Source organism: Porticoccus sp. GXU_MW_L64 (genome assembly GCF_052983295.1).
The window spans coordinates 75,743-99,969 of sequence record NZ_JBRKJK010000012.1 but is presented as its reverse complement, the minus strand read 5'-3'; the positions used below and the strand labels follow the sequence as shown (position 1 = coordinate 99,969).

Sequence of the window (24,227 nt, the reverse complement as noted above, 5' to 3'; positions counted from 1 at the left end):
TCAGTTTTCCCTAGCTGATAATCCATATGTAGGCCGTATAGACATAAGCCAATAAAGCCAAGGCACCTATAGCTAACAACAACATATCCGCGCGCGATATTGCACCAGAAGAATCTCTGGTCGTATAGGCGGGTACACTACCTAACAATTCGATGCTTTCTGGTAGTTGTATTCTCAGCGTGTTTTCACTGCGTATTCTTGGGTCGAGAAATACATAAAGTACCAACAGTGCGAGAGGTATTAGCAGGCCGACAACAGGGCCAGCCATAACAAAGTGCAGCGCCCTGAGGCCGGAAGGCGCAGTAGGCACGATAGGCCGTTCCAGTATTTGGTAGATCATCCCCTGGCCTTCCCGATCAATTGATACAGACAAGTCAGCACTTTCCCGTTGCTTTAAAAAGTCCTGATATATGTCGTTGATTGTGTTGTAGTCTCGCGTTAGTTCGGTTAATTCGGCCTCACTTAACGCAATTCTTTTGGCCCGACTTTCTTCGTTTATCAGCAAGCTTTCGGTAGATTTCCGTCTTTGTAACATGCCCTCTAGGCTAACTTCGGCTTCTGATAGCTGACTTCGTAATTCATCAAACAAGGCCACTTCTTCACTGGCATTTTCTCCGCTGTAACTGCCGGGGACAACTGCTTGTAGCTCTGAAATCTGCTGATCAATATCATCAATCTTACTTTTCAAGGAGATGATTTCAGGGTAAGCGTCTTTGTAAGTAAGGCGTAGTTGATCAAGGTTGTCCTGTAGCCCTTTGCGTTGCTCTACAAATATTGCCAGCTTAACTTTTGTTTTTTGGTATTCCTGCTCGTCATTCAGCTTTCGTCTAATAGACCGTACTCTGGTTTTTACTTCGTCGATATCAATTGCCAATACTTCCAGCTGATTGCGCAGGGTGTTAATGCGGCTAACTGCAGCTTGTTCCGTGCCGTCAGTGTTGCGGCTTTGAAACTCTGAAAGCTTACGATCTGCGACTTCCAGCTTACGGCGGTACTCTTGAACTTTTGAATCAATAAACTGGTAAGTTTGTTGGCTATCCAGTTGTTTTTCTTTTGACGAGTTGGCAATAAACACGTCTATCAGAGTGTTCAGCGCAGAGTAAGTATACTCAGGGTCGGTATGTGAAAGCTCTATTTCGAGAACATTGTCTGTTCGTGTACTAATCACAGGTCTGGTGGTAAATAGACCTGAGAAGTTTCCAACTGCTCTATTAACCTCCTCTGGTAGGGTTGAAGATGATATTTCTCCCAAGCCAGTGACAGTTTCAGTAAGAATCAAACGAGTATGAAAAAGTTGTTGTGCTATTCTGGCCGGTGGTGCTTCCTGGACTACGGCCTGGTTTCTTAAAAGGTCGGCGGTGGTACTTTTCCGGTCGGCCTGGATTAGTGCAGTTGCTACATATTTGTCTGGCCAAAACTTTGCAACTCCAAGAAATGTGACAAGGATAACTACAAAAAAAGCAACAAATAGCTTTCGGTACGTTTTAAATTCCTCGTACAGCGCCAAAAGCAACTCGCGAATAAACTGAAAATCCATGTATCTACACTCTCAGGCTTGCTTTAAAAGCGCCTTTCCGGAATTGTGATTTGGTCGGACGGCTGTAGTGGATAATTCTCATCGGTTTTGCCTTTATTAAGCAGACTATCCAAATTAATATCGTAAACTTTAACGCCTTCGGAAGTATTTCTGTATAGCTTGGCTTTTCTCAGTGAGGCAAAATCATTAGGGCCGCCGGCAAGAAGGACCAGGTCGAGAACCGTCATGCCATCTCGATAAGGAATGGATTGTGGGCTGTTAACGGCACCTGTAATTCGTACCCTTCTTTGAAAGTCGGTACTGTCAGCATTGTTAACTATTACGGTGACTTTGGGGTTTTTAAGGACAACATCAAGTGCCTTGGTGATGTTATTTGCTAACTGTTCAGTGGTTAGCCCTGCAGCCTGAATATTGCTTGCCAAAGGAGTCGATACCTTTCCATCGGGTAGTACAGTAACGGCAGCAGATAATTCCGGGCTGCGCCACACATCCACTTGCAATTGGTCGCCAACGCCAATTTTGTATTCTTCCACGACAGGTCGTACAAGATCATTAATTTCTGGGGAGGCTTCCCGTACATTATTGCAGCCCGCCAAAGCAATCATGCTGCCAACTACAAGCAAATGGAAAAAGGCTGCTTTGTACTTCCCAATGCAAAACAATGTCATCTGAATCTCCGATGTGCGTGGCTCGGCAGTTATAACTGTTGGTTCATGCAATAAACTTGCGGTATTGTGCGGCTTTGGTGCGAATCTGTGAGCCAGTTGGCAATTTTAGCCGCTGCGCAGGTGTGATGGAAGCCGACAGAGCTGCGTAGCTGTTGGCCGGTGTATGGATGTGTGCAAACGGCCTGTTTTGGTGATGTGCGGAAGGTCTTTGGATAAATAGAGAATGAAGTAACCATGAATCAACTGAACATCACCGTTTTTGCCTATGGGATAGCGACTGTCGCGATGTTTCTTTTGGCCGCTACCTTTTTGTTGGGCCGGCGGCGTGAGGCTTGGCTCTGTCTTGCTGCCTTGGGTTGTGCAGGCTGGATGTGCGTAACGGGCCTGCTGCACTTTGAAATGCCAGTGCGTTTTTTCCTTCAGGTTGAAGCGGCCCAGTACAGTCTTTGGGTATTGGCCTTAGGCAAGGCGCTAAACGAGGTTACTAATAACCAGGCTACCAAAGGGCAAAAATCGCTACTTCTGGCCTCGATAGCCCTATCTACCTGGGTTTTTCTCGACTTATTTACACCAATTATCTACTCCTCAAGAGTGTTGTTTCTGATATTCCTGCTACAAGCCATTATCGGCCTGTTGTCCGTTGAGCAGCTCTACCGAAACGCCAATGTAAGCCGCTATTTCAAGCTGCTCTGCCTGCTAATGGGGCTTTTCTTCTTTTTTGAGATGATGGCCAACACCCATAGCCTCATTTTCCAAGGCAGAAGTAAAAATGTGATTCAAGCTCGAGCTGCGGTGGTGTTCGCCACTGCTTTTCTGATGATTGTGGGTATCTTGCTGTTTCCCCGTTCAAATGCTCACACCGGCACGCCCAAGATAGCCTTGTCTCGCCCTACTGCACTCTATACGACCTCATTGATCGCCTCTGGAGCATTTATTGTGGTGGCGTCAATTGGGGCGTATTTTATCAACGCTTACGGTGGGAATTGGGGTTGGGTCGCCTTTATTCTGTTTGCATTTTTGGCCAGCGTCGCCCTCTGTTTTGCCTTGTTTTCACGCACTTTTCGCATGAAATTGGCGGTTTTGGTAAACAAGCACCTATATCAGCATAAGTACGATTACCGAGACGAGTGGCTAAAGTTTATCAATCGTCTTTCCCACCCTAAAGACAACCGCAGTGTGCTGCATACGGCTTTCACTGCCATGTCGTCGGTATTTCAAGCTCCGGGTGGGGCAATCTGGCTTAAACGAGGTTACTACTACGCTCCACTTTACCAATCAGGTATGGATGAAAGGGTAGATCTACCCAAAGAGCCAGTAGACACAGATTTTTGCAATATCTTAAAAACCGAGGGATGGGTGTTTATTCCAGGCGCCACCAAGCGGGAGATGCAAAAAAACAACCCGGCAATGCCTCGCTGGTTGGGCGATATACCTAATGCCTGGCTGGTTGTGCCGTTGTTATCAGGGAGTGAGAATCAACTGGTCGGCTTCTTGATGTTAACCAGTCCTGACCATAATGAGCTACCGACTTGGGAGGATCTGGATTTACTCAAGTTAACGGGCAGGGAACTGGCAAACTACCTGAAGCTACACGAGCAGTCGGAACAACTGGCAGAAAATCTGCAATTTGATGCCTATAACAAGCTAACTGCATTTATTATGCACGATATCAACAATGTAATTGCACAGCAGTCGCTGGTGGTGAGTAATGCCGCCAAACATAAGCACAACCCGGAGTTTATTGATGACGCCATAGATACCATCAGTAATTCGGTGGCGCGAATGGACAAATTAATGCGCCGGTTGAAAAGTAGTGATTCTCAAGCTATGGAGCTACTCTCTTTGGCCGATATCATTCAAAGTGTAATTGATGGTTGCTCGGCAAGCAGGCCAGTACCCACCTACACAACGTTGTCCCAAGATGCTTATATCAACGCCGACAGAGACCGCATAGAGCTTGCAATCAGCCACTTGCTCAAAAATGCCCAGGAAGCCACTGACGATAGCGGCACTATCGATGTAGTCTTGAACCGCGATAATGATATGGCGGTTATTGCCATAACTGACAGTGGTGCAGGCATGGACGAATACTTTGTTGAAAATCAACTTTTCAAGCCATTTCAGACCACAAAGTCGGGAAAAGGTATGGGGATAGGAGTTTATCTGACTCGCAGCTATATTAACCAATTGGGCGGTACGCTGGACGTAAATAGCCGCCCAGGGCAAGGAACAACCTTCTCCATACGCCTGAAAATCGCTGCTTCATAGCCTTGACTTGCAATGACGGTGCACAAGGCAGTAGCCCGGGTGCAGCGCAGCGTAACCCGGGAAAATCGTTGGTCGCCTCGCAAACAGAATGTTCCGCGTTGCCTCTGAATAAGCGTCATGCTACCGAACTTATAGACACATAAAAGAACCATACCAAACATATGCCTAAACAAAGTGACAAAGACGTGCTACTGATCGTCGAAGACGATATTGGCCTGCAAAGCCAGCTCAAGTGGCACTTTGAGGAGTACGATGTTGTTATTGCTGCCAATTGTAATGATGCGGTAGCCGCTGTTCGTCTGCACGAGCCAACGGTTATTTTGATGGATCTGGGGCTGCCCCCCGACCCTGAAGGGGTTGAGGAAGGCTTTCGTTGTATTGATGCCGTTGTCGGCCTTTCGCCTTGTAGCAAAATCATTGTAATGACGGGCAAAAATGAAGAAGAAAACGCCCTGCGGGCTGTCGCCAATGGCGCTCATGATTTTTACTATAAGCCCGTTAACGTAGATACGCTGAGCTTGATTGTGGAGCGGGCTTACAAGATGTACCGGCTTGAGCAGCAGAACAAGCGCCTGCAAGAGCAGCAAAAATGCCCATTGGAGGGGGTTATTGCCTCCGACCAGTCTATGCTTAAAGTCTGCCGCATGGTGGAAAAGCTGGCCCCGGCAGATGTTACTTGCACATTATTGGGGGAAAGTGGTACTGGTAAAGAGGTTCTTGCCAAAGCTCTACACGAGCTGAGCGGGCGCAGCGAACGCCGTTTTGTAGCAATCAATTGCGCTGCCGTGCCGGAAAACCTGATGGAAAGCGAACTGTTTGGCTACGAAAAAGGCGCATTTACCGGCGCTAACAAACGCACGGAAGGCAAAATTGAAACTGCCCAAAAAGGTACTCTGTTTCTTGATGAAATAGGCGATATGCCGTTGAACCTGCAAGCCAAGCTGCTGCGATTTTTGCAGGAGCGGGTAATTGAGAGGCTGGGTGGTAGGGAAGAAATACCCGTTGATGTAAGGGTCGTGTGCGCGACTAATAAAAACCTTGAAGCAATGGTGGCTGAGGGTACCTTCCGGGAAGACCTCTATTACCGCATTTGTGAGGTGGTGGTGGATATTCCCCCGTTGCGAGACAGGCAGGGGGACAAAATCCTGCTGGCTCGGCACTTCCTTTCCCTGTATGGACAGAAAAGTGGCAGTAAGATCAAAGGCTTTGACACATCAGCAACCAACGCTATTGAATGTCATCAGTGGCCTGGGAATATTCGAGAGATGGAAAACAAGATCAAGCGGGCAGTGATTATGGCGGAGAGCAGCCAGATTACCGTGGACGACTTGGGGCTGGATGAAGGTGGTAATAAGATTTCATTGAATCTGCGTGAGGTTCGCAAGGATGCAGAAAAAGGAGCGATTGTTCAGGCCTTGTCCATGTCTGATAACAATATCAGCGATGCGGCCAAGTTACTTGGTATTGCCCGAACCAGTTTTTACGACTTAGTGAAAAAATATGATATTTCGGTTGGGCACTGATTGAATGTTGAAAAGGAAAAGCCCTCGCAATACATAATTGCAAGGGCTTTGCTTTGTGCAGCAAAATCAAAGGCTTCAGGATTGAGCTTTTCTGCGGCGGATAAATACTAGGGCGATTAAGCCAAGGCCCAGTAGGGTGATCGAGGCAGGCTCTGGAACTGAAACATACTCAACAGTAACACTTCTGAGTTTAAAGTCGTCGTCCTTCCAGTCTGCAAGAAACCCAAAAGTTGTCCCAGTAAATTGTGGTGAAAAATCATAGGAGGTGGAATAGAAGTCACCGGCTAGCGGGATGTCGTCAAGAGTTTGCACTCCATCTACTAATAGATTGAAATCGTCACTTCCATCTCTGTCAACATAGCTGAATGTGGCAGAAATAATCTTTACAGCATTTCCTAAAAAGTTCAGGAGTGCGTAATCTTTATAGCCATAGCCGTCTATTTCGTGTGAGCTATCGTTGGGGCCATTTTCTATAAACAAACCATAATAGCTTGAAGCTATATTTGTCTGTATGACTGAATAGTCTGGTTTTATCGACCAGCCTGAAGCCTCTAGTGAGTAGTTGCCGTCGGTACTTTCAAAAGTCAACGAGTTGTCACTGGATCTACTGATTCGTTCGCTAAAGTCAAACGTTATGGCTGCAAATGCTGATGATGCCATTGTCATCGCAAGTGTAGCTAAGGTTAGTTTTATTCCTTTCACGATTTAAGCTCCTCTGTATGCTCAAATTACTGTTCCAAGCCTTGCCTCGATCTTAAAGCATATATCGGGCCAAAATTAAATCCCTATGTTTTTCAATTGATTGCGTAATTTTAATGAGAGGGGTGTATTTTTGCTGTAGTTTTTTTCGACATCTAAGAGGCTTGGGATTATGAATAAAAACCCCCTGCAGCTTTCGCTGCAGGGGGTTACGCAAATCGCCTGACGCGAGGTTTTATTAAGAAGTTTGTTTTCTTCGGGCAAAACCAAGTCCAATTAGGCCAAGGCCTAGCAGTGCTAATGTGCCAGGTTCAGGCACGGAGGCCACTTTTACATCGTCAATAAAGTTGCCCAAGGTGCTGTTTGGACTGATGCTGGTGAACGTAATTCTGGTCCGGTCGGAATCGGCGATAAAGTTTGCAGAATACACGAACCACTCACTAACTATGTGGTCACTTAGTGTTGAGTCGAGAAGGGCTACGCCTTCAACGTTCATATCATCTATGCCAGCAACTGTTGCGCGAAAACGTTCATCGGCACTTCTTACTCTGGCTCGATAAGCAAATGTGAAGCTGTACTCTTGGCCTATGTTGGTGGCAATGTCCTGAAATATTGAGAAGGGGGCGGGTTCGCCGTGAGAGTTCAGCTCAATAAACTGATTATTTTTGTAGGCACCAATACCATATGAATTGGTTTCATCCCAAATTTCTATATTGCTGCCATCCCAATCGCCAACATCGCCGGCGTTGTAATAGCGCCAAAAGGAGCCGCCACCAATGCCGCCGCCATCGGATACAACGGGTGTCTCAAAATCGCCATTTACAATAAGATTGGCGTTTGCGGAGTAGGCAAGTGTAAGGCCGCAAAGTGCTAAAAGCACTTGGGAGATACTCTTCTTGATTTTCATGTCTTGTCCTTGATTTTTAATGGTTGATACTTTGCTAACTGTTAGTTGAAAGCATATACCGTGCCATTATTTTTATTGTTTTATTTTCAGTATGTTAGACATCCCTTTAAGGTGATTTTTTATAAGGTGTAGGGTTTTTCGACATGGTTTGGTATTGGAGTGTTACTGTCCATTTAAGCTTTCCAGTAAGCTCCTGGCCTCTGCCAGCTCTGGCTGTTGTGTTTTCTCAAGGAGTAAGGTTGCTTGCTTAAGTGTATTCTTGGCAGATTCCACCATCTCCAGTTCCGCATAAGTCGCTCCCAAGTGATAGCGTATGGAAGCATCTTTGGGGGCATCTTTTGCCGCGCTTTCCAGCAGCCCCAACGCACGTTTGTATTCACCGCGCTGGTAGTATATCCAGCCCAGTGTGTCTCGATAAGAAGGTTTGCTTGAGGAGTTAAATCGTGCGGCAATATTGTAGGCTTCTTCCAGCCTGTGGCTGCCTTTGGGACTATTTTGGCTGAGCAGGAAGGCGAGGTTGTTGGCCGCATCGTCTATGCCGGGGTTGATTTCCAGTACCTTGCGATATGTGTTTTCCGCATCGCTGGCTTGGTCGTTTCGCAGTTGCGCGCTGGCCAGCATCATGTGGAATTTCAGCGTGTCGGCTTCTGACGTGGAATTTGCAATAGCGTTCTGGCAGGTTTGTTGAAGGGCTTGCCAGTTTTTCTGCTGTAGCTGGGATTGTGCGAGTGTGTGATGGCCAAAGCGCCAAGATGGGTTGCTGAGAAGCCTTTGTGATATCAGGTTGTCCAACTCCGTGTATAGCTTGGCTTGCAAGTATTGGTTAGCCAATAGCTCTGCCGCAAATGCGTTTTCAGGGTTATTGTCGATTATAGTCTGGAGTAGAGCATAACTTTCTTTTTCGCGGCCAAGTTGGCGGTTGTTAAAAACGAGCTTGAAGAGAGCTTCTTTTTGGTACTCTGCATTATCCAGCAACTTTTTGAGGCCTTTGTTGCTTTGGGCGTGTTTGCCCTGCGCTTGGAGCGCGGCAGATTCGATTAGTACGGCAAAGTTGAGGTCACCGCTTTCTTGTGACACTTGTTTCGCCAGTACAATAGCCTGCTTTTCTTGTTTGTTTGCCAGGTACAGGCGAGTTAACAGCCTGTTAATCTGGAGTGTTGGCTGGCTGACTTGATTGTGTTTTTCCAGTAGGGTAATGGCCTGTTTGGTTTTGCCCTGGCTTTGTAACACTTGGGCATAAAGTGTGCTGCCTTCGGTATTGGCTGGGTTAATGTTTATGAGGGTCGATAGCTGTTGGCTGGCTTGGTCTATATCCCTTTCGGCAAGGTAGGCTCTGGCCAGTATGAGCAGTGCTGGTTGTGAGTTGGGTGCCATTTGCAGAACTTTTGAAAGGTCTGCGATAGCACCGTTATTTTCGCCTTTCCAAAGTTGAATTAAGCCCTTGTTGAGTAGTGCTTCCGGATCGTTAGGGTTGGCTTCCAGCACAGAGTCAACCAAGGATAGTGAGTCCTCAATGCGCTGATCCCTGATGGCGATTTGAGCCAGCTTGTTTTGGGCCGCCAGGCGGGCAGGGGTGCTCTCGGATTGTTCTACCGATTTGTAAACTTCCGATGCCTTGTCGGTTTGCCCTGTTTTGTTAAATAGTTCGGCTTGTGCCAGTTGTAGGGTAGGCTCTGGTTTGGCGGCAAGGTAAGTATCCAGTAGTTTTAGGGCTTCTTGTTCTTTGGATTCCTGGCTGAGATGGCTGATAAGGGCCAGTTTTGCAGGGGTGCTTTCGGGTAACTCGGTGACTGCCTTTCTGAGTGTTTGTTCTGCTTCTTGTTGGTTCTTCATTCTGGCCAGTAGTGCGGCGAGCGACAGGCGATATTGAAGGTTGTTGGGGGATAGTGCCACCAGTTTGGCAAGGTCTGCCCTGGCGGGCTTGAGTTCGCCTTTAGACATATGGGCCCGGGAACGCAGGTGGTAAGCAGGCTCGTTTTCAGGGTGCTTGGCAAGAACACGTTCAATGCCTTCCATTGCTGGTGGATATAGGCCATCTGAGAGTAGTAGAGAACTGTGAAGCAGAATTGCCTCTGGTGATGAAGTGTCAATTGCCAGGCTTTTGCTCACTTCAGCATAAGCGTTCTCTTTGTCGTTGCGCTTGGCATGGATGGTGCCCTTCATCAGGTGGTATTTGAGCAGCTGCAAGCCTGCTTTTGACGCGGCCTCAAGGTGACTTTCGGCTTTATCCAGTTGATTTAAAGACAGGTACAGCTCGGCAAGCCTTGTGTTGGCTTCAAGGTGCTGGCCATCGTGCAGTACGACCTTTTGCAGTGCGATTTGAAATCCTTGCCAATCTTTTAGCTCAGCTGCCACTTGTGATTGCAGGTAGTGGGCTGCCACCAGGGAGTCTTGATGCTTGGTGGCGTTACGCAACTCGATATCCGCTGCGCGATAGTCGGCTTTGTCGAAATAGGACTGGGCGCTTTCAAGGTACTCTGTGGCTTTTTCTTCGTCGCTTTTGCAGCCGTATAATCCGATGGCTAGGAGAGGCAAAAATATTTTTAATATCAGTGTGTTAGTGCTTTTCATGTCTTTTCCCTGTGAAAGCTGTAATGTGACAGAGCTTAGTCGGCCTGATCAAAAGTTAGTGGCTAAGTATATACTGCAATGTCGCGCGGCCGCTTTAATTCTACGATGCCTGACTCTGTTTCTATTGAAGGTAAGGGATTAGTACTTCAAATGCTTCAAAATGGACTCGGTTAAACTTTCTATGCCAGCACTTTCTGTTTTTAGGTGAATTTCAGGGGCGGATGGGTGCTGATACTCAGAGTCAACGCCCGTAAAGTTGGTAATTATTCCGGCTCGAGCCTTTTTATAAAGACCTTTGGGGTCGCGTTTTTCGCAAACTTCTAGCGGCGTGTCCACAAAGACCTCTATGAACTCCCCTTCAGTAAACAATTCTCTGGCGATATTCCGGTCTTTGGTGAATGGGGAGATGAAGGCGGTCATCACTATAAGCCCGGCTTCGGTCATTAACTTGGCGACTTCAGCAATGCGGCGGATGTTTTCAGTCCTGTCATCATCGCTCATGGTGAGGTCTTTGCACAGACCGTGACGTACATTATCGCCATCCAGCAGAAATGTGTGATAACCACGACTATTAAGTCTTAATTCCAAGGCGTTGGCGATGGTTGATTTTCCCGAGCCAGACAAGCCAGTCAGCCAGATGCATCGACCTGCGTGAGGTTTGATTGCGGTACGCATGTCTGGTGTGACGCTGGTTTTATTCCATACCACATTGGCTTTACTGTCATGCTCTCTAATTTGGTAGGGGCTGTTGATCATGCCAGCACCAACGGTAATGTTGGATAGCCGATCTATGATAATAAAGCTGCCGCTAGATCTGTGTTCGCTATACAGATCGTACGTGACATCTTGCGTCAGTTTTACTCGGCACTGGCCGATGTCATTTATTTCCAGGCTCTCACTGTCGAGATGTTCCAGGGTGTTTATGTCCACTTGCCACTCCACCGCGCTTATCATTCCGCTGGTTTGAGTGGTGGAAAGCTTGATGTCGTAGAGTTTTCCTGGCGTCAGCGGGCTGTTGTGCATCCAGACAATACTCGCATCAAATTCATTGCCAACATTGATATGCTCGCTGGCACTTATAATCACATCGCCTCTTGATATATCGATATCATCTTGCAAAGTGACGGTGACCGACTGGCCTGCATGGGCTGAATCGGTGGTGTTGTCACCGATATAAATTGCTTTAACGGTACTGGAGTTATCGCTTGGCAGAATTTTAATCTTCTGACCCACGCTCAATATGCCGGAGGCTAGCGTTCCGCAGTAACCTCGGAAGTTCAAATTTGGCCTGTTGACGTATTGAATAGCTAGTCTGAGCTCTTGAGTGCTTAACTTTTTGGCAGCGTCTATCGATTCCAGCAAGGGCAAGAAAGCGGAGCCTTCGTACCAGCTCATTTCAGTGCTGTTCGATACAACATTGTCGCCCGTAAGGGCCGATAAAGGAATGAAGTGGATATGCGGCACGTCGAGCTTGCTCGAGAACTGTAAATACTCTTGCTTAATGGCTTCGTAGATGTCTTTGCTGTAGCCCACCAGATCCATTTTATTAATGGCCACGATAAAGTGCTTGATACCCAGTAGAGAGCATATATAACTGTGGCGCCGGGTTTGAGTTTTTACCCCCTGGCGGGCATCGATCAAGATAACCGCGGCTTGAGCGGAGGATGCCCCGGTTGCCATATTGCGGGTGTACTGCTCGTGCCCCGGAGTGTCGGCAATAATGAACTTGCGTTTTTCTGTAGAGAAGAACCGATAGGCTACGTCGATGGTAATGCCCTGTTCCCGCTCTGACTGCAAGCCGTCGACCAATAGCGCCAAATCGGCCTGGTCGCCGGTGGTGCCTACTTTTTTGCTGTCATTTTCGATAGCGGCAAGCTGATCTTCATAGATCATTTTTGAGTCATGCAGCAGCCGACCAATAAGCGTGGATTTGCCATCGTCTACGCTGCCACAGGTAATAAACCGTAAAATGTCCTTTTGTTCGTGGCGTTTCAGGTAGCCAAGAATATCGGTTTTAATAAGTTCTGTTTGGTCGGTCATTTGTTTTGATTCTATATGGTTTGAAATGGAGCTGTTGCTATTGAAGGTGGTATTCGATGTGCTTAGAGCTGGCCGCTTTCGCCATTGCGAGGAGCGTAGCGACGCGGCAATCTCCATGTCCGTAGGGATGGCTAGAAATATCCCTCTCGCTTTTTCTTTTCCATTGAGCCGCTTTGATCTTTATCTATGCTCCGCCCAGACCGCTCTGAGGTTCTTGCAAGCAGCATTTCTTGAATTATGTCTGGCAGGTTATCCGCTTCAGATTCAATCGCGCCAGTTAATGGATAGCAGCCCAGGGTTCTGAAGCGTACAGAGCGATATTCAGGCTGTTCGCCTTCACGCATAGGTAATCGATCATCATCCTTCATTATTAACATGCCATCTCGCTCTACTACTGGACGTTTGGCCGCAAAATACAGAGGAACGAGGTTAATATTCTCCATATATATGTACTGCCAGATGTCCAGTTCTGTCCAATTCGATAGAGGGAACACGCGAATGGATTCGCCCTTATTGTGCTTGCCGTTGTACAGGTTCCATAGCTCTGGGCGTTGATTTTTCGGGTCCCAGCGGTGGTTTTTGTCCCTGAATGAGTAAATTCGCTCTTTGGCCCGAGACTTTTCTTCATCTCTTCTGGCTCCACCGAATGCTGCATCAAACTTGTAGTGGCTTAATGCTTGTTTGAGGGTGTCAGTTTTCATGATATCCGTATATTTGGAACCGTGGTCAAAAGGATTGATATTGGCATCGATTCCTTCTTGATTCTTATGGACAATGAGCTTCATTCCCGACTCTTTGGCGACATTGTCTCGGAATTTGATCATCTCTTGAAACTTCCATGTGGTATCAACGTGTAAGAGGGGGAAGGGCGGCGTGCCGGGGAAGAATGCCTTTTTGGCCAAGTGCAGCATCACTGAAGAATCTTTACCAATGGAGTAGAGCATCACGGGATTGTCGAATTCGGCGACAACTTCACGGATGATGTGAATGGATTCGGCTTCAAGTTGTTTAAGGTGGGTAAAGTTATTTTGATAAGCTGTCATATTATTAGTTGGCCTTACTTCCTGAGTGACCCTATTCTCTTGTCTATATTAGAGATACTTTGGTTTTTGCGAAAAGGCTCTATTGAGGTTGTATAGCCAGATTATAGAAATTACATTCCTTATACTTATTAAGTCCGATTGTTGAATATCAAAAATAGTATTGATGAGTTGGTGAAAATCAGCCAGCTAGATTACTATCGGTATCCGTATTTTACAGTTTGTCAGAGAGGTCATGGGGTATCCTAGGTATTAAAGGGGTCAAGGAAGGCTTTTAACCAGTTTTGGTCCGATTATTCGAGTCAGCCAAACAGGTAGCTTTTGCCAAACCTTAATGGCAAGCTGGTATTTCGGGTTATTTGGGTTAAGTTGAGGAAGTTTCTGGCCTGCGTGTAGCCAGTAATGCCAATGATGCTGTATCGGAACTGCTCCCCACTGCTTTTTGAACCTATAGGTACTAGTGTTCTTACTGGAGCGGCCAAAATCAAAATAACGGTAGCCTTGATCGATAGCCTGGCCGAGTACTTGGCGATAGAGGTACATATTGGCGTTAAGATAGTTATATTTGCGTAAAGTCGATGCCCAAGGTATTTCCAACATGTCTTTAAAGCCGATTAAAAAAGCGCATGAAACTGGCTTCTGTCCGTTATAAACTATCGCTATACTGGATTGCTCAGAAAATTGACGTAGTATTTCGTGAAAGAATCGGCTGCTATAAACTGGCGTGCCTAAATCCCGCATATTTTCGGTGAGAACACTATAAAAGTCTGCTAGTAACTCTGTGCCACCAATTTCACATTCTAGCTTGTTCTTGGTGGCTAGATTAACTTGGGCGCGAAGCTTCGAGCCCAGCTGTTTGTCAAGCAATCCTTGAGAATCTGGTAGTCGCAAAATCATCGATACCTTCTCGTTGCGTTGGGGCCAACCGTTTAGTAGTTGGTTAGTGCGTACTTCTAAGTGTTCCAGTCCAGCGGATTGGCACCGTTCGCTAGCAATATCGAGTAGCTTGCGTGCAATAGAGCTATTTTCTGCCAGTGGCCCACCGTAGTTAAAGTACGGTAATGAAACTGCGAAATTACCAAATAAGCGGCTTTTAAGTAGTGTGAAAGGGAGTACTCCGCAACAGCGACCGTTAGAATCTGATGCTATTAGGTAGTCACTCTGATGACCAAAGGTTCGCTCAATAACTGCTCGCCACTCGTACAGGTGATAGATTGAGGCATTGGTATGGTTCTGCACAAAATCATCCCATTGCTCCCGATGTGCTGTTGTGGCGGGAGAAATAGTGATTTTACTATTAACTGTGTTACTGAGATAATCGGTAAACCGGTCGGGTACGGGGGCTGTTACCGATCTTTTGGGTAAAAAATGGGCAAGCAGGGTGGTTTCTTGGTGTTTTAGGGATGACTCAGCTGCTTTTAGCTTCGTACTAATGTGCTGCATGGCTTGTTTAAGATTGGCTTGCTCCAGCTTTGATAAATTCTCACCACGAAATCTCTTGGAGATTTTCTGCTTGTCTTGTTTTAAAGATTTAATTTGTCGGCGACCGACAATGATCATGTCGTGTAGGTCAAGTATTGCTTTGCTTGACGCGCAAGCAGACATGCAACCCCAATGCTTGATAATGGCGGCATGAATATCGGTAAGTAAAATTTTAATCTCCATTACAGTGCAGCAATATCTTTAATTTCCAGCGTTGTCTGTTCTAACTCATTGATCAAATTTGATATTGTGTCAAAGTCAAAGTCATTCAAGAGTTGTTGTAGGCGACCTTCGCAAGCTCCCAGTTGGTTGTAGTGGCGAAATTTTGCTAACCGGCTAGCATTTTTGATTCGAGGCTGACTTGGATCCACTTCCCAAGGGTGTATGTAGAAGATGCCTGGTTTGTTCCGGGTAGCGTATTTAAAAAGCATTCGGGATAACCAATAAGGGTAGAGCCTGAAGTATCCACCGCCCGCAGCGGGTAATGCCAGCTTGCTGAATCGGGCAGTGGTGAGTGGAATCTCGAGTAAGGATTCGCCAGACCGCCCCTTGATTTGGTAGGCGCAGTCCGGGGTGTTGGGGATGCCGTAGTTATCATGATATATCGGGAAAATACTTGAATCCCAGCGAAATCCCAGATCCAGTAGGATGTCAATAGCCCATAGAGAATTACGTGTAATGGAGTAGCTGGCGGCCCTATATCCATGTACTGGCAGTTGGATCTGCTCTTCTAGAATTTGTTTGGATTTATATGTTTCTTCCTTAAAAGTGTCTGGCCTTTGTTCGTAAATCAGTTGATGGCTGTAACCGTGCGATGCAACTTCATGGCCTTGTGCGCAGATGCGTCTAACTATTTGTGGGTGACGTTCAGCTACCCAGCCAAGAACAAAAAAAGTACCTAGAACGCCATTGTTATCAAGCAGCTGTAATATTTTGTCGGTATTTTGTTCAACTCGTGAGGGCCACTCTTGCCATTGGCTTGGCGAGATTACACCCTTAAATGCGGCGACATGGTAGTAGTCTTCGACATCAATCGAAATGGCATGATTTGGCATGATTTTGCAGGTTCGTTTCAAATGTATAGTAGTGATGCGGTAGATGGTGAATGCTTAACTTATTGCCATGAATGCTATCACATAAACTACAGAAACCTATTTTTCTCGTTAAAGGAAGCTGGATAAAACGACTGGGTCAATAAAACGGGGTCTAAACGGGGCGGCTGAGCGGCCTGATGCGTCAGTAGGCCCCGAAATGTTGGAGTTTGATTCACGGACGGGCTTTTGATGTGAAGTGCACTATGGATAAATCTAATGATCGGAACAAAAAGTGTCTGTGTTAACTCCCAGATAGCTCAGGCTGTGCTATGTTTGGCGTTCCCGATAGCGAACCCGTACCTCCCCCCTTTCGCGGGAAGTACGTTGAAATTATTCTTCGGAATAATTATTGAGACTATGTGAATGTTTGCTCGAGGTTGGGAAAGGATGAGTCAGCTGAATCGCTGACCGATTCGGCTTTCATCCGTAACATTAATTCACTGGCTTTAGCCATTGGAGGGTTCACAATTGATCCAGTGGTTGTACTGGTAAGTTGTATTCGCGCAGGTTTTGAGTCAATTTTTAATAATTTAATTTTGGCTGTCTTGAGCTGAACATTGTCACAGTAATAGTTGGCGTGGATAGTTGTGTAATACTTAGATATTGTCTACATATGCTGCTCGCCTGTGATAAAAATAGATAACACGGGCTCAAGCTCCAAGGGAGTGTGGTATTGGAAGCAAAAAAAAGCAATAGGGTTATGTTTTTGCAGGTATCAACTGCATTGTCAGTTGTGATTGCGGTGATGGTATTTTGGCAAACAATTCAGTCTCTGCATCTTCGCTGGGTTAGATTTGATGAGGCCTACTCTCATGGTTATTTGGTGGTTCTTATAGCGATCTATCTGACTTGGATTAGGCGGCGAAGTTTGAAGGCCATTTCTATACGCCCAATGAAATCAGGACATTATGTAGTATTCCTAGCATCGGTACTCTGGTCCATCGGTTACATCAGCTTTACAGAGGTTCTTCAGCAGTTGGCACTGCCACTGATGCTTTGGGGTGGAATGTTGGCCAGTATGGGGGCGAGAATTGCCAGGTGCTTACTTATTCCTGTAGGCCTTCTGTATTTTGCCGTTCCAATATGGGACGTGCTGGTCTACCCGTTAAGGCTCCTAACCACTTATATTGTCAGTTGGTGGTTGGGCATTCAGGATATTCCTGCATTTATTGATGGTTTTCGTATTTATTTGCCCTCTGGCATTGTTGAGGTTGCTGGAGGTTGCTCTGGTTTGAACTATGTCATGGTTGGTATTTTTGTTGGATTTTGTTACTCGGAGCTAGGCTCTGGGCTAAAGTGCCACGTTGCTTCGGTAATAACTGCTTTGGTTTTATCGGTGCTGGCTAATTGGATTAGGGTTATTAGTCTGGTATTGATTGCCTATTACACAGAAATGCGACACCCTCTGATATCTGAAAGTCACGTTAATTTTGGTTGGTATATCTTTTCAGGAGTGCTACTGATTTTTTTTCTGATTATGCGTTTCTTGTCGGGAAGAGTTCCTAAGCGGGCCACACTGAATACGCAAGTTGTGGAAATAAAGAGTAGTGTGAATGCAGGGTCAGCGAAAGCTACGGGTATCTTAGCTGTTTTAGTGTCTATCGCACTACCAGTTTATGTGATGAATATTGATAACGGCATGGAAACCAAGCATGCAGCAATGGCTTATTCAGGAGGTGAAAAATATAGCGTAGTCGAGGAAGCGATATGGCTGCCCGACTTTTATGGCTATGATCGAGCGCAGCAATGGCGCATGGCAGATTTTACGGTAACTGCATTAACCTATGGCGATCAGCGCCAGGGAAAAGAGTTGATCTATCAAGAGAATAGATTGGCTCATGAGGCTAAAGCACGTAATTATTCTGAAATTGTGCTTCCTGGGGGGCAAATTATGCAAATGTCTGTTGTCGATCTAAATGAGGAAGAAGGATTAATGGTTGCAATATGGACATATAGAATTGGTGACTGGTATACAACATCTCAGATAGGTGCAAAGATGTTGCAGGTGCCAGCCTTTCTGCTGGGTAAAAAGCCTTCTGCTTATCTGGTTTTTTCCATGAAGTGTATGAAGATGTGTGATAGAGAAATTGATAGAATACTTAAATGCCCTCCCTATGAAATTGAAGATTGGCTTGAGCATCTTTCGTGGAGTGAAAGTTTTTAATATCAAACATTTCTAAAAAGGAAATAAAATTGTCTGCAATATTAATTATTTTTCATGTTCCTTCTAATGCTGGATATGCTATGACCCCATTGGAAGATATGTTTTTTTCTGTTGGCTGTGAAGTATTCAAGAGTTCGGAAAATGTTCATTTTTCATTTAAAAGTTTGGAGTCAGGTCACCCCAAAAGTCTCCCTGAGTCGTACAAAAATATTCTAGCATTGGATTTGTATGAATCCAACAAAGACTTGATTGCCGGTGTGTCTATGTATATTTCTGAGCACCATATTGATACGGTTTGGGTGTTTGATGGACAGGTGCGAGCGCCGCTTTATAAAGTCATGAGAAACGCAGGCGTGAAAAAAATTATTTCATACTGGGGAGCGCCGATTAGTGATAAAAATTTTGGGTTCAAATTGCTGCTCAAGCGTTTCGAAGTATCTATATGTAAGAGTGGGCCAGATTTGTACATATTTGAATCTGAAGCGATGCGTGATTTGGCGGTAAATGGGAGAGGGATTTCTGAAAAATCAACTTCAGTGATTCCAACCGGTGTCGACACGGAAAAATATAAACCGGAAAAAAGTGATAGAACTTATTTGCAGCGCGCATTTGGAATAGACAAATCACGTAAGGTGGTTTTTTATTCTGGTCATATGGAGCCGAGAAAGGGTGTTCACGTTCTAATCAAGGCGGCTGTTCACTTAATAGATGTTTTGGGTAAAGAAGATTGGCATTTTTTGATTTGTGGTAACCGGCCGGGCGAAGAAAAACGCTTTCTTGACATGCTCCGGGGAACGAAAGCGAAAGACTACGTAACTTTTGGTGGCTACAGAAATGACTTACCTCAAATTATGGCTGGCAGCTTTGTGGGTGTAATAGCTTCAACAGGGTGGGATTCATTCCCTATGTCGGCATTGGAGATGGCTTCATCGGGTTTGCCATTGTGTGTTTCGGATTTGCAGGGTTTGAAAGAGCAGGTAGTTGATGGAGAAACGGGTTACAAATTTGATCCTGGAAACCATAAGAGTTTAGTTGAGAAATTGCTTGTTTTGGGTGATGACAAGAGCAATTATGGAAAGCTATCGAAATGTGCTAGAGAGAGAATTCTATCTAACTTTTCCTTAGATCGCCAAAAGACAAATCTTTGTTCTGAGATTAAAAAATGTTTAGCACGCTAGCCGATCTATTGCTAAAAAGGCTGAGAATATTTTGATTAAGGATGCTAGTCGAATTGATTTGCCCGCGAAGATATTTATTGTGTATGTTTTGTTGGTGTTTTCGGGTTTGCCGGACTATTTTCCTATAGTGTCGTCCTTAAAATTGGGTAGTCTTTGTGCTCTCTCACTGTTTCTATTTTGGCTTTGTTATGGTGATTGTAAGAGGGAGGTTTACTTTAAAGAGGTGGGATTCTTCATTGCCATCATTTTTCTTAGCGTGCTTTCACTATTTTATGCTGAAAACTCTGGTTCCATTTTCAAATTATTGCAAACAGAAGTAACATATTTCTTTGGCTTTATTCTTGGCGCAATAGTTGCGTTGCGATCGCGAAAAAGCCTGGATGTTTTTCTGAGAATGTGGGCCATCTTGCTGATTGTTGTTCCCCTTCAGGTTGTAGCCAGTGGAGGCCAAGGCCCTGGCACGCTTGGCGATGAAAACGATGTCTCAGTAGTCATGGCGACAATGGTACCCTTTGCTTATTATGGCATGTCTTATTTTAAAGGTGGCTTTAGACTAATTTGTATTGTGGCATTAGTTACACTTTGTTCTGCCGTGATTGTTGCAGGTTCACGTGGCGGGTTTTTAGGGCTAGCTATGGTTTTTATTGCTATTTTTCTTTATTCGAAAAGAAAGTATTGTTTCATATTAATTGGTGGTTCAGTCATGCTGGTGGCTGTTAACATATTGGTGCCTGATGAGTATATTGGTGAAGTTAAGTCAATACAAAATGCCAGCGAAGGGACTGCAGATGAACGCCTTTATTCTTGGGGAATTGGGATGGATATCTTTTTAGATAATCCAATCCTAGGTGTTGGTACCGGGCAATATGCTTGGAATGCATGGAAGTACCAGGAGCAGAGGGGGGATCTGATTGAGGGATGGAATAAAAGGAGGCATCTAGGCGGAAGATCGTCACATTCAACTTATATCGATTATTTGTCGGAGCGTGGGTTGGTAGGTGTTTTCCTTTTTTTTATTGCAGCGAGTAGTCTCCGTCTCCGCTCTATATCACTGAAAAAACACCTAAATGCATCTGTGGAACTTGATGCTATAGCGTATAGTTATAGTGCTATTAGGTGTGGATTTTTAGGATTTGCAGTTTGTTCCGCATTCGTGAGTAGCTTTTATTTTCCAATGATGTGGCTGCTCTTTGGATTGGTATTGGGAACGCATGGCGTGCTTGTTCATGAGGGCTCGCATTCTGAGATATGTGATGAAGGGGCCCTAAAGTGAAAAGAGTTTTGCACGCTATTGAGACAGGAGGTCCGGGAGGTGCTGAAAATTTTATGATCCGCCTAGTGGAAAAATTGGCGGATTTAGGGTGGGAAAATACGGTATTCCTTTTAAAAGAAGGTTGGTTGAGTGAGCAGTTGATAAGTCGAGGAATCGATGTTTTGATTCATCGCGGCTCGCAAAGCGTACCATCCTTGGTCAAAAAAATTGTTACAGTGGCGAAAGAGCTCGATATCGATGTGATTCATTCGCATGAATTTTTAATGAATTCATGCGTAGGGTTGGCCTCTCCGTGGGCTAGAGCAAAGGTCATCACAACTGTGCACGGGAAAAATTATTATGGAGATAAGTTACAGCGTAGATTACTGTATCGGGTTATTTCTCGAGTTACCGATATGGTTGCAGTGTCTGAAGATATAAAATCAGAACTCAATGTTAAACTCGGCATCCCTTTAAATCGTATTAAATACATAGCCAATGGCGTCGATGTCAATAAGTATCGATTAGATAGAGAACGCCGGAACGAAACGCGTTCGATGCTTGGGCTTTCTGAATCTCAAATAATGATTCTTGCTGTAGGTAATTTGTACCCTGTGAAAGGGCACCAATATCTTCTTGAGGCAATTAGTCTTTTGGGAGAAGGGCATGAGGTTCGCGTATTTATTGCCGGGAGAGGGGACTGTGAGGATGCTTTATTATGCCAAATTGAAGATCTTGAGCTAGATGGAAAAGTTACCTTACTTGGTTTTCGGGAGGATGTTAGTCGATTATTGGAGGCTAGTGATGTATTCTGCATGCCCTCGGTATCTGAGGGTATGCCGTTATCAATTCTTGAGGCGATGGCTGCTTCTAAACCCGTGATATCTACTAATGTTGGTGGTGTCGGAGAAGTTATTGATGATGGTGTTACAGGTTTTTTGGTGCCTCCCAAATCATCAGTTGAGCTGGCTGAAGCGATTAAAAAACTGGTCAATTTTTCAGATAAGCAGGATGATTTCGGGAAGAGAGGTTTTTTGAAAATAAAACAGGAATTCGATATCAAATTGATGCTGGATAAGTATATAAAGCTATATTGTTACAAATAGTGCTTTTTTGATTAAAAGTTTTATTTTTTAAAATAAATATTTCGGAAGTTAGTTGTTCTCATTACTTGATATAGGTGCAAATAGTGGTTGTTTTGTTTATGACCTGGATTTGGTTAATGCATTGCAAGGCAATAAATGAACACCGAAATTTGTGCTTGATTCATTGGATGAGATTATGATTTATCCGGGTTCTAAAGACTTTGCTTTCACAATTCTGGATGACACAGATGGGGGCAATTTAGGTAATATTTATCCTATTTATAAGCATCTTGATTCAATAGGGCTAATTACAACAAAGACTGTTTGGCCGCTTAAATACGATGATCATCTAAACTCGCCATATATGCATTCATCGACATTGAGTGACACAGAGTATCTCGATTTTATTCTCTGGTTACGTGATAGAGGATTTGAGGTTACCTGGCACGGCCCGACTATGGAAAGTTCTGTGCGAACAGAAGTCATAAAAGCGTTAAAAACTTTCAAAAAAAAGCTAGGCTATTTTCCTTCATTACATGTTAACCATGCTTCGAATCGTGACAACCTTTATTGGGGTAGAGCGCGATTCGACTCTCAACTTCTGAAGTTAGGGTTTAAATTTCTGAGTCATAATAGCCAATATTACTCTGGCGAAAAAGAAGGATCCGACTTTTACTGGGGAGACTACGCTGAAAAATATATCAAATATTGCCGAGCATTTACTTTCAAGGAGCTCAATTGTTTGAAATTTAATCCATCTATGCCTTTTCAAGATCCTGCCCGAAGCTTGGTTAATTACTGGTTTTCGAGCTCTTCAGTAGATAATGTAGTGGAGTTTGAGCGGTACGTAACAAAAGAAACAATAGATAACTTAGTTGCCGATAAAGGGATTTGCATTCTTTCAACACACTTAGCAAAAGGTTTTTGCCGGAATGGGATGCTTAGAGACTCAGTAAAGAGAATATTGGATTATATCGCGTCCAAGAATGGCTGGTTTGTGCCGGTATCTGAAATCCTCGATTGGCGTCTATCATGCGGATATGGATACGAAATGACCAAATTTGAACGGAGGTCGCAAGAGTTTCGTTGGTTGGCTGAAAATCTGTCCTCTCGAATTTTTCAAAGTAAAAAATCTCGTCATAGATGGTGGAAGCACTGAAATTGTGACTTTTTTAACATATAGTGCAGCAAACTGGCAGCTGACAATAGTTAGAATAAATATTCTATGCGCATAGCTAAAAATTCATTAAATCAGACGGCAATTTACTCGGTAGCAACAATTTTTCAACATGCTACGAGCATTATTATGCTGCCGATCTATACGCGCTATTTGACGCCTGAGGATTACGGTATTGCTGACTTGCTTTCTATGAGTGTTGAAATGGTCGGGCTTGTTGTTGGAGTTGTAGGTTCTGAAGCCGTATTTCGATTTTATTCCGAGTGTAAAGAAGAAAGCGATAAAAGAAAAGTTATTTTCACAATTTTTTTAACAGCGCTATTTGTTAATTTATTAGGTTACTCGTTTATTGTATTTACTCGGGATTATTCTGCTACTTATCTATTTGAGAATGTAGATGTTTCCGACGGAGCTGTTTTGATATTGTTGTACGGAGCAACGATGGTTTTTCAAACCATGTCGGCAATTCCCATGGCCTACATTCGCGCGCAGCAAAAGCCGACTCTATTTGTATTATTATCGATTCTCCGCTTGGTGCTAGCGGTAATTTGTAATTTGTATTTCGTTGTTTATAAAGAACTACATATTACTGGGGTTGTATATGCTGTTTTTTCATTTACTTTTGTTCACAGCTTGATACTTGCTTTATATCTTTTATTCAAAACAAAGATTAAATTTTCATTTGAAATTTCCAAGAAGTCAATGTCATTTTCTTGGCCTTTGATGTTTTCTTCTATAGCGCTATTTTTGACAACGTATGGTGACCGTCTTTTTATAAAGCACTACATAAGTATTTCTGAGGTCGGTTTGTATTCTCTTGCTTATAAGTTTGGCTTTATTTTGGTTTCATTTGCGTGGACTCCATTTGCTCAAATGTGGGATTCCAAAAGATACGAAATAGTTCAAAAGCCTGATGCCGTAGAGAAATTTCGTTCGGTTTTTAGAATGACACAAGCGTTTGTTATTTTTTGTGCATTAGGGTTGTCAATTTTTTCACAAGATATATTAAGGGTAATGGCCGATCCGTTATTTCATAAAGCTTACCTGATTACAGGTATTATCGTATTTGCTTATGTTTTTCATATTTGGTCGTATTTTTGCATGTTTGGAATTTTGTATTCTAAAAAAACGATTTGGAAAGCAAGAATTGACTGGATAGCTTTCCCTGCAACTATCTTACTGTATTATTTTCTGGTGCCTGATTATGGAGCAATGGGAGCTGCGTGGGCAACTATAATTAGTATGGGGTTGCGTTTTTTTGCTCTTAACTGGATATCTACAAAACTATACAATATGAAACTCCAATGGGGGCGTATTGGATCTTCCGTTACTGTGGCACTGATTCTCTATATCTTTAGTTTGTACATCCAGTTGCCAGTAGTCTATTCCATCATCCTTAATGTATTTTTGATGTTTGTTTTTGTGGCGTACTTATGGTTCGGATTTTATTTGACCAGGGAGGATAGAAGTCAAATGCAGCGCCTATTGAATAAAGGAATTCAGCATTTTCGGTTAAATACAAGATAATAATGGATGTGCTGA

Annotated in this window: 16 protein-coding genes and 1 pseudogene; 8 read left to right on the top strand and 9 right to left on the bottom strand. The window is 44.3% G+C overall.

Translation table 11 applies throughout. The annotated features are described in order from the left end of the window. Positions 1 to 10: 10 nt before the first annotated feature. The gene (locus tag ACVBEJ_RS11260) at positions 11 to 1,537 is read right to left on the bottom strand and encodes a hypothetical protein (RefSeq protein ID WP_447129731.1); all 1,527 of its coding nucleotides are present in this window, start codon (positions 1,535 to 1,537) and stop codon (positions 11 to 13) included. A 23-nt stretch (positions 1,538 to 1,560) separates the two neighbouring features. Continuing rightward, on the bottom strand, positions 1,561 to 2,205 hold the full coding sequence (locus ACVBEJ_RS11255; protein ID WP_447129730.1) for an XrtA/PEP-CTERM system exopolysaccharide export protein: 645 nt from the start codon (positions 2,203 to 2,205) through the stop codon (positions 1,561 to 1,563). Positions 2,206 to 2,439: 234 nt separating this feature from the next. Here ACVBEJ_RS11255 and prsK point away from each other — a divergent pair, with 234 nt between their 5' ends. After that, positions 2,440 to 4,473: an XrtA/PEP-CTERM system histidine kinase PrsK gene (prsK, locus tag ACVBEJ_RS11250; RefSeq protein ID WP_447129729.1), complete on the top strand. Its 2,034-nt coding sequence runs from the start codon at positions 2,440 to 2,442 to the stop codon at positions 4,471 to 4,473. A gap of 161 nt (positions 4,474 to 4,634) precedes the next feature. Next, on the top strand, positions 4,635 to 5,996 hold the full coding sequence (gene prsR / locus ACVBEJ_RS11245; protein WP_447129728.1) for a PEP-CTERM-box response regulator transcription factor: 1,362 nt from the start codon (positions 4,635 to 4,637) through the stop codon (positions 5,994 to 5,996). A gap of 75 nt (positions 5,997 to 6,071) precedes the next feature. Here the strand turns inward: prsR and ACVBEJ_RS11240 are convergent, their stop codons facing one another. The 7 genes and pseudogenes from ACVBEJ_RS11240 to ACVBEJ_RS11210 all read right to left on the bottom strand — a co-directional run bounded on the left by ACVBEJ_RS11240 (position 6,072) and on the right by ACVBEJ_RS11210 (position 15,790). Further along, entirely contained in the window at positions 6,072 to 6,698 is a 627-nt protein-coding gene (locus ACVBEJ_RS11240) for a PEP-CTERM sorting domain-containing protein (protein ID WP_447129727.1), read from the bottom strand. Positions 6,699 to 6,933: 235 nt separating this feature from the next. Beyond that, positions 6,934 to 7,602 carry a PEP-CTERM sorting domain-containing protein gene (locus ACVBEJ_RS11235; RefSeq protein WP_447129726.1) on the bottom strand — a complete coding sequence of 223 codons (669 nt, stop codon included), beginning with the start codon at positions 7,600 to 7,602 and terminating at the stop codon, positions 6,934 to 6,936. A gap of 162 nt (positions 7,603 to 7,764) precedes the next feature. After that, on the bottom strand, positions 7,765 to 10,173 hold the full coding sequence (locus ACVBEJ_RS11230; RefSeq protein WP_447129725.1) for a tetratricopeptide repeat protein: 2,409 nt from the start codon (positions 10,171 to 10,173) through the stop codon (positions 7,765 to 7,767). Between the two features lie 138 nt (positions 10,174 to 10,311). Continuing rightward, entirely contained in the window at positions 10,312 to 12,213 is a 1,902-nt protein-coding gene (cysN, locus tag ACVBEJ_RS11225) for a sulfate adenylyltransferase subunit CysN (RefSeq protein WP_447129724.1), read from the bottom strand. 131 nt (positions 12,214 to 12,344) lie between these two features. After that, positions 12,345 to 13,268: pseudogene (cysD, locus tag ACVBEJ_RS11220) on the bottom strand (sulfate adenylyltransferase subunit CysD); the annotation flags it as partial. 246 nt (positions 13,269 to 13,514) lie between these two features. After that, entirely contained in the window at positions 13,515 to 14,918 is a 1,404-nt protein-coding gene (locus ACVBEJ_RS11215; protein ID WP_447129723.1) for a FemAB family XrtA/PEP-CTERM system-associated protein, read from the bottom strand. Further along, positions 14,918 to 15,790, bottom strand: a complete 873-nt coding sequence (locus tag ACVBEJ_RS11210; protein WP_447129722.1) for an XrtA system polysaccharide deacetylase — start codon at positions 15,788 to 15,790, stop codon at positions 14,918 to 14,920. Before ACVBEJ_RS11210 ends, ACVBEJ_RS11215 begins: the two co-directional genes overlap by 1 nt. A 712-nt stretch (positions 15,791 to 16,502) precedes the next feature. On the opposite strand from ACVBEJ_RS11210, the gene ACVBEJ_RS11205 reads away from it, so the two are divergent. From ACVBEJ_RS11205 to ACVBEJ_RS11180, 6 genes are all read left to right on the top strand, one after another. Beyond that, positions 16,503 to 17,993, top strand: coding sequence for an exosortase/archaeosortase family protein (locus tag ACVBEJ_RS11205; protein ID WP_447129721.1), 1,491 nt, complete (start codon positions 16,503 to 16,505; stop codon positions 17,991 to 17,993). Positions 17,994 to 18,022: 29 nt separating this feature from the next. Next, positions 18,023 to 19,171 (top strand): glycosyltransferase family 4 protein, encoded by a 1,149-nt coding sequence (locus ACVBEJ_RS11200; RefSeq protein WP_447129720.1) that lies wholly within the window; start codon positions 18,023 to 18,025, stop codon positions 19,169 to 19,171. A 31-nt stretch (positions 19,172 to 19,202) separates the two neighbouring features. Continuing rightward, complete coding sequence (locus tag ACVBEJ_RS11195) at positions 19,203 to 20,444, top strand: O-antigen ligase family protein (RefSeq protein WP_447129719.1); 1,242 nt, start codon at positions 19,203 to 19,205, stop codon at positions 20,442 to 20,444. Further along, on the top strand, positions 20,441 to 21,529 hold the full coding sequence (locus ACVBEJ_RS11190) for a glycosyltransferase (RefSeq protein WP_447129718.1): 1,089 nt from the start codon (positions 20,441 to 20,443) through the stop codon (positions 21,527 to 21,529). The genes ACVBEJ_RS11195 and ACVBEJ_RS11190 overlap by 4 nt, the downstream gene beginning before the upstream one ends. Before the next feature lie 175 nt (positions 21,530 to 21,704). Then, on the top strand, positions 21,705 to 22,667 hold the full coding sequence (locus ACVBEJ_RS11185) for a hypothetical protein (RefSeq protein WP_447129717.1): 963 nt from the start codon (positions 21,705 to 21,707) through the stop codon (positions 22,665 to 22,667). Between the two features lie 66 nt (positions 22,668 to 22,733). Then, the gene (locus ACVBEJ_RS11180; protein ID WP_447129716.1) at positions 22,734 to 24,212 is read left to right on the top strand and encodes a lipopolysaccharide biosynthesis protein; all 1,479 of its coding nucleotides are present in this window, start codon (positions 22,734 to 22,736) and stop codon (positions 24,210 to 24,212) included. The last annotated feature ends 15 nt before the right edge of the window (positions 24,213 to 24,227 follow it).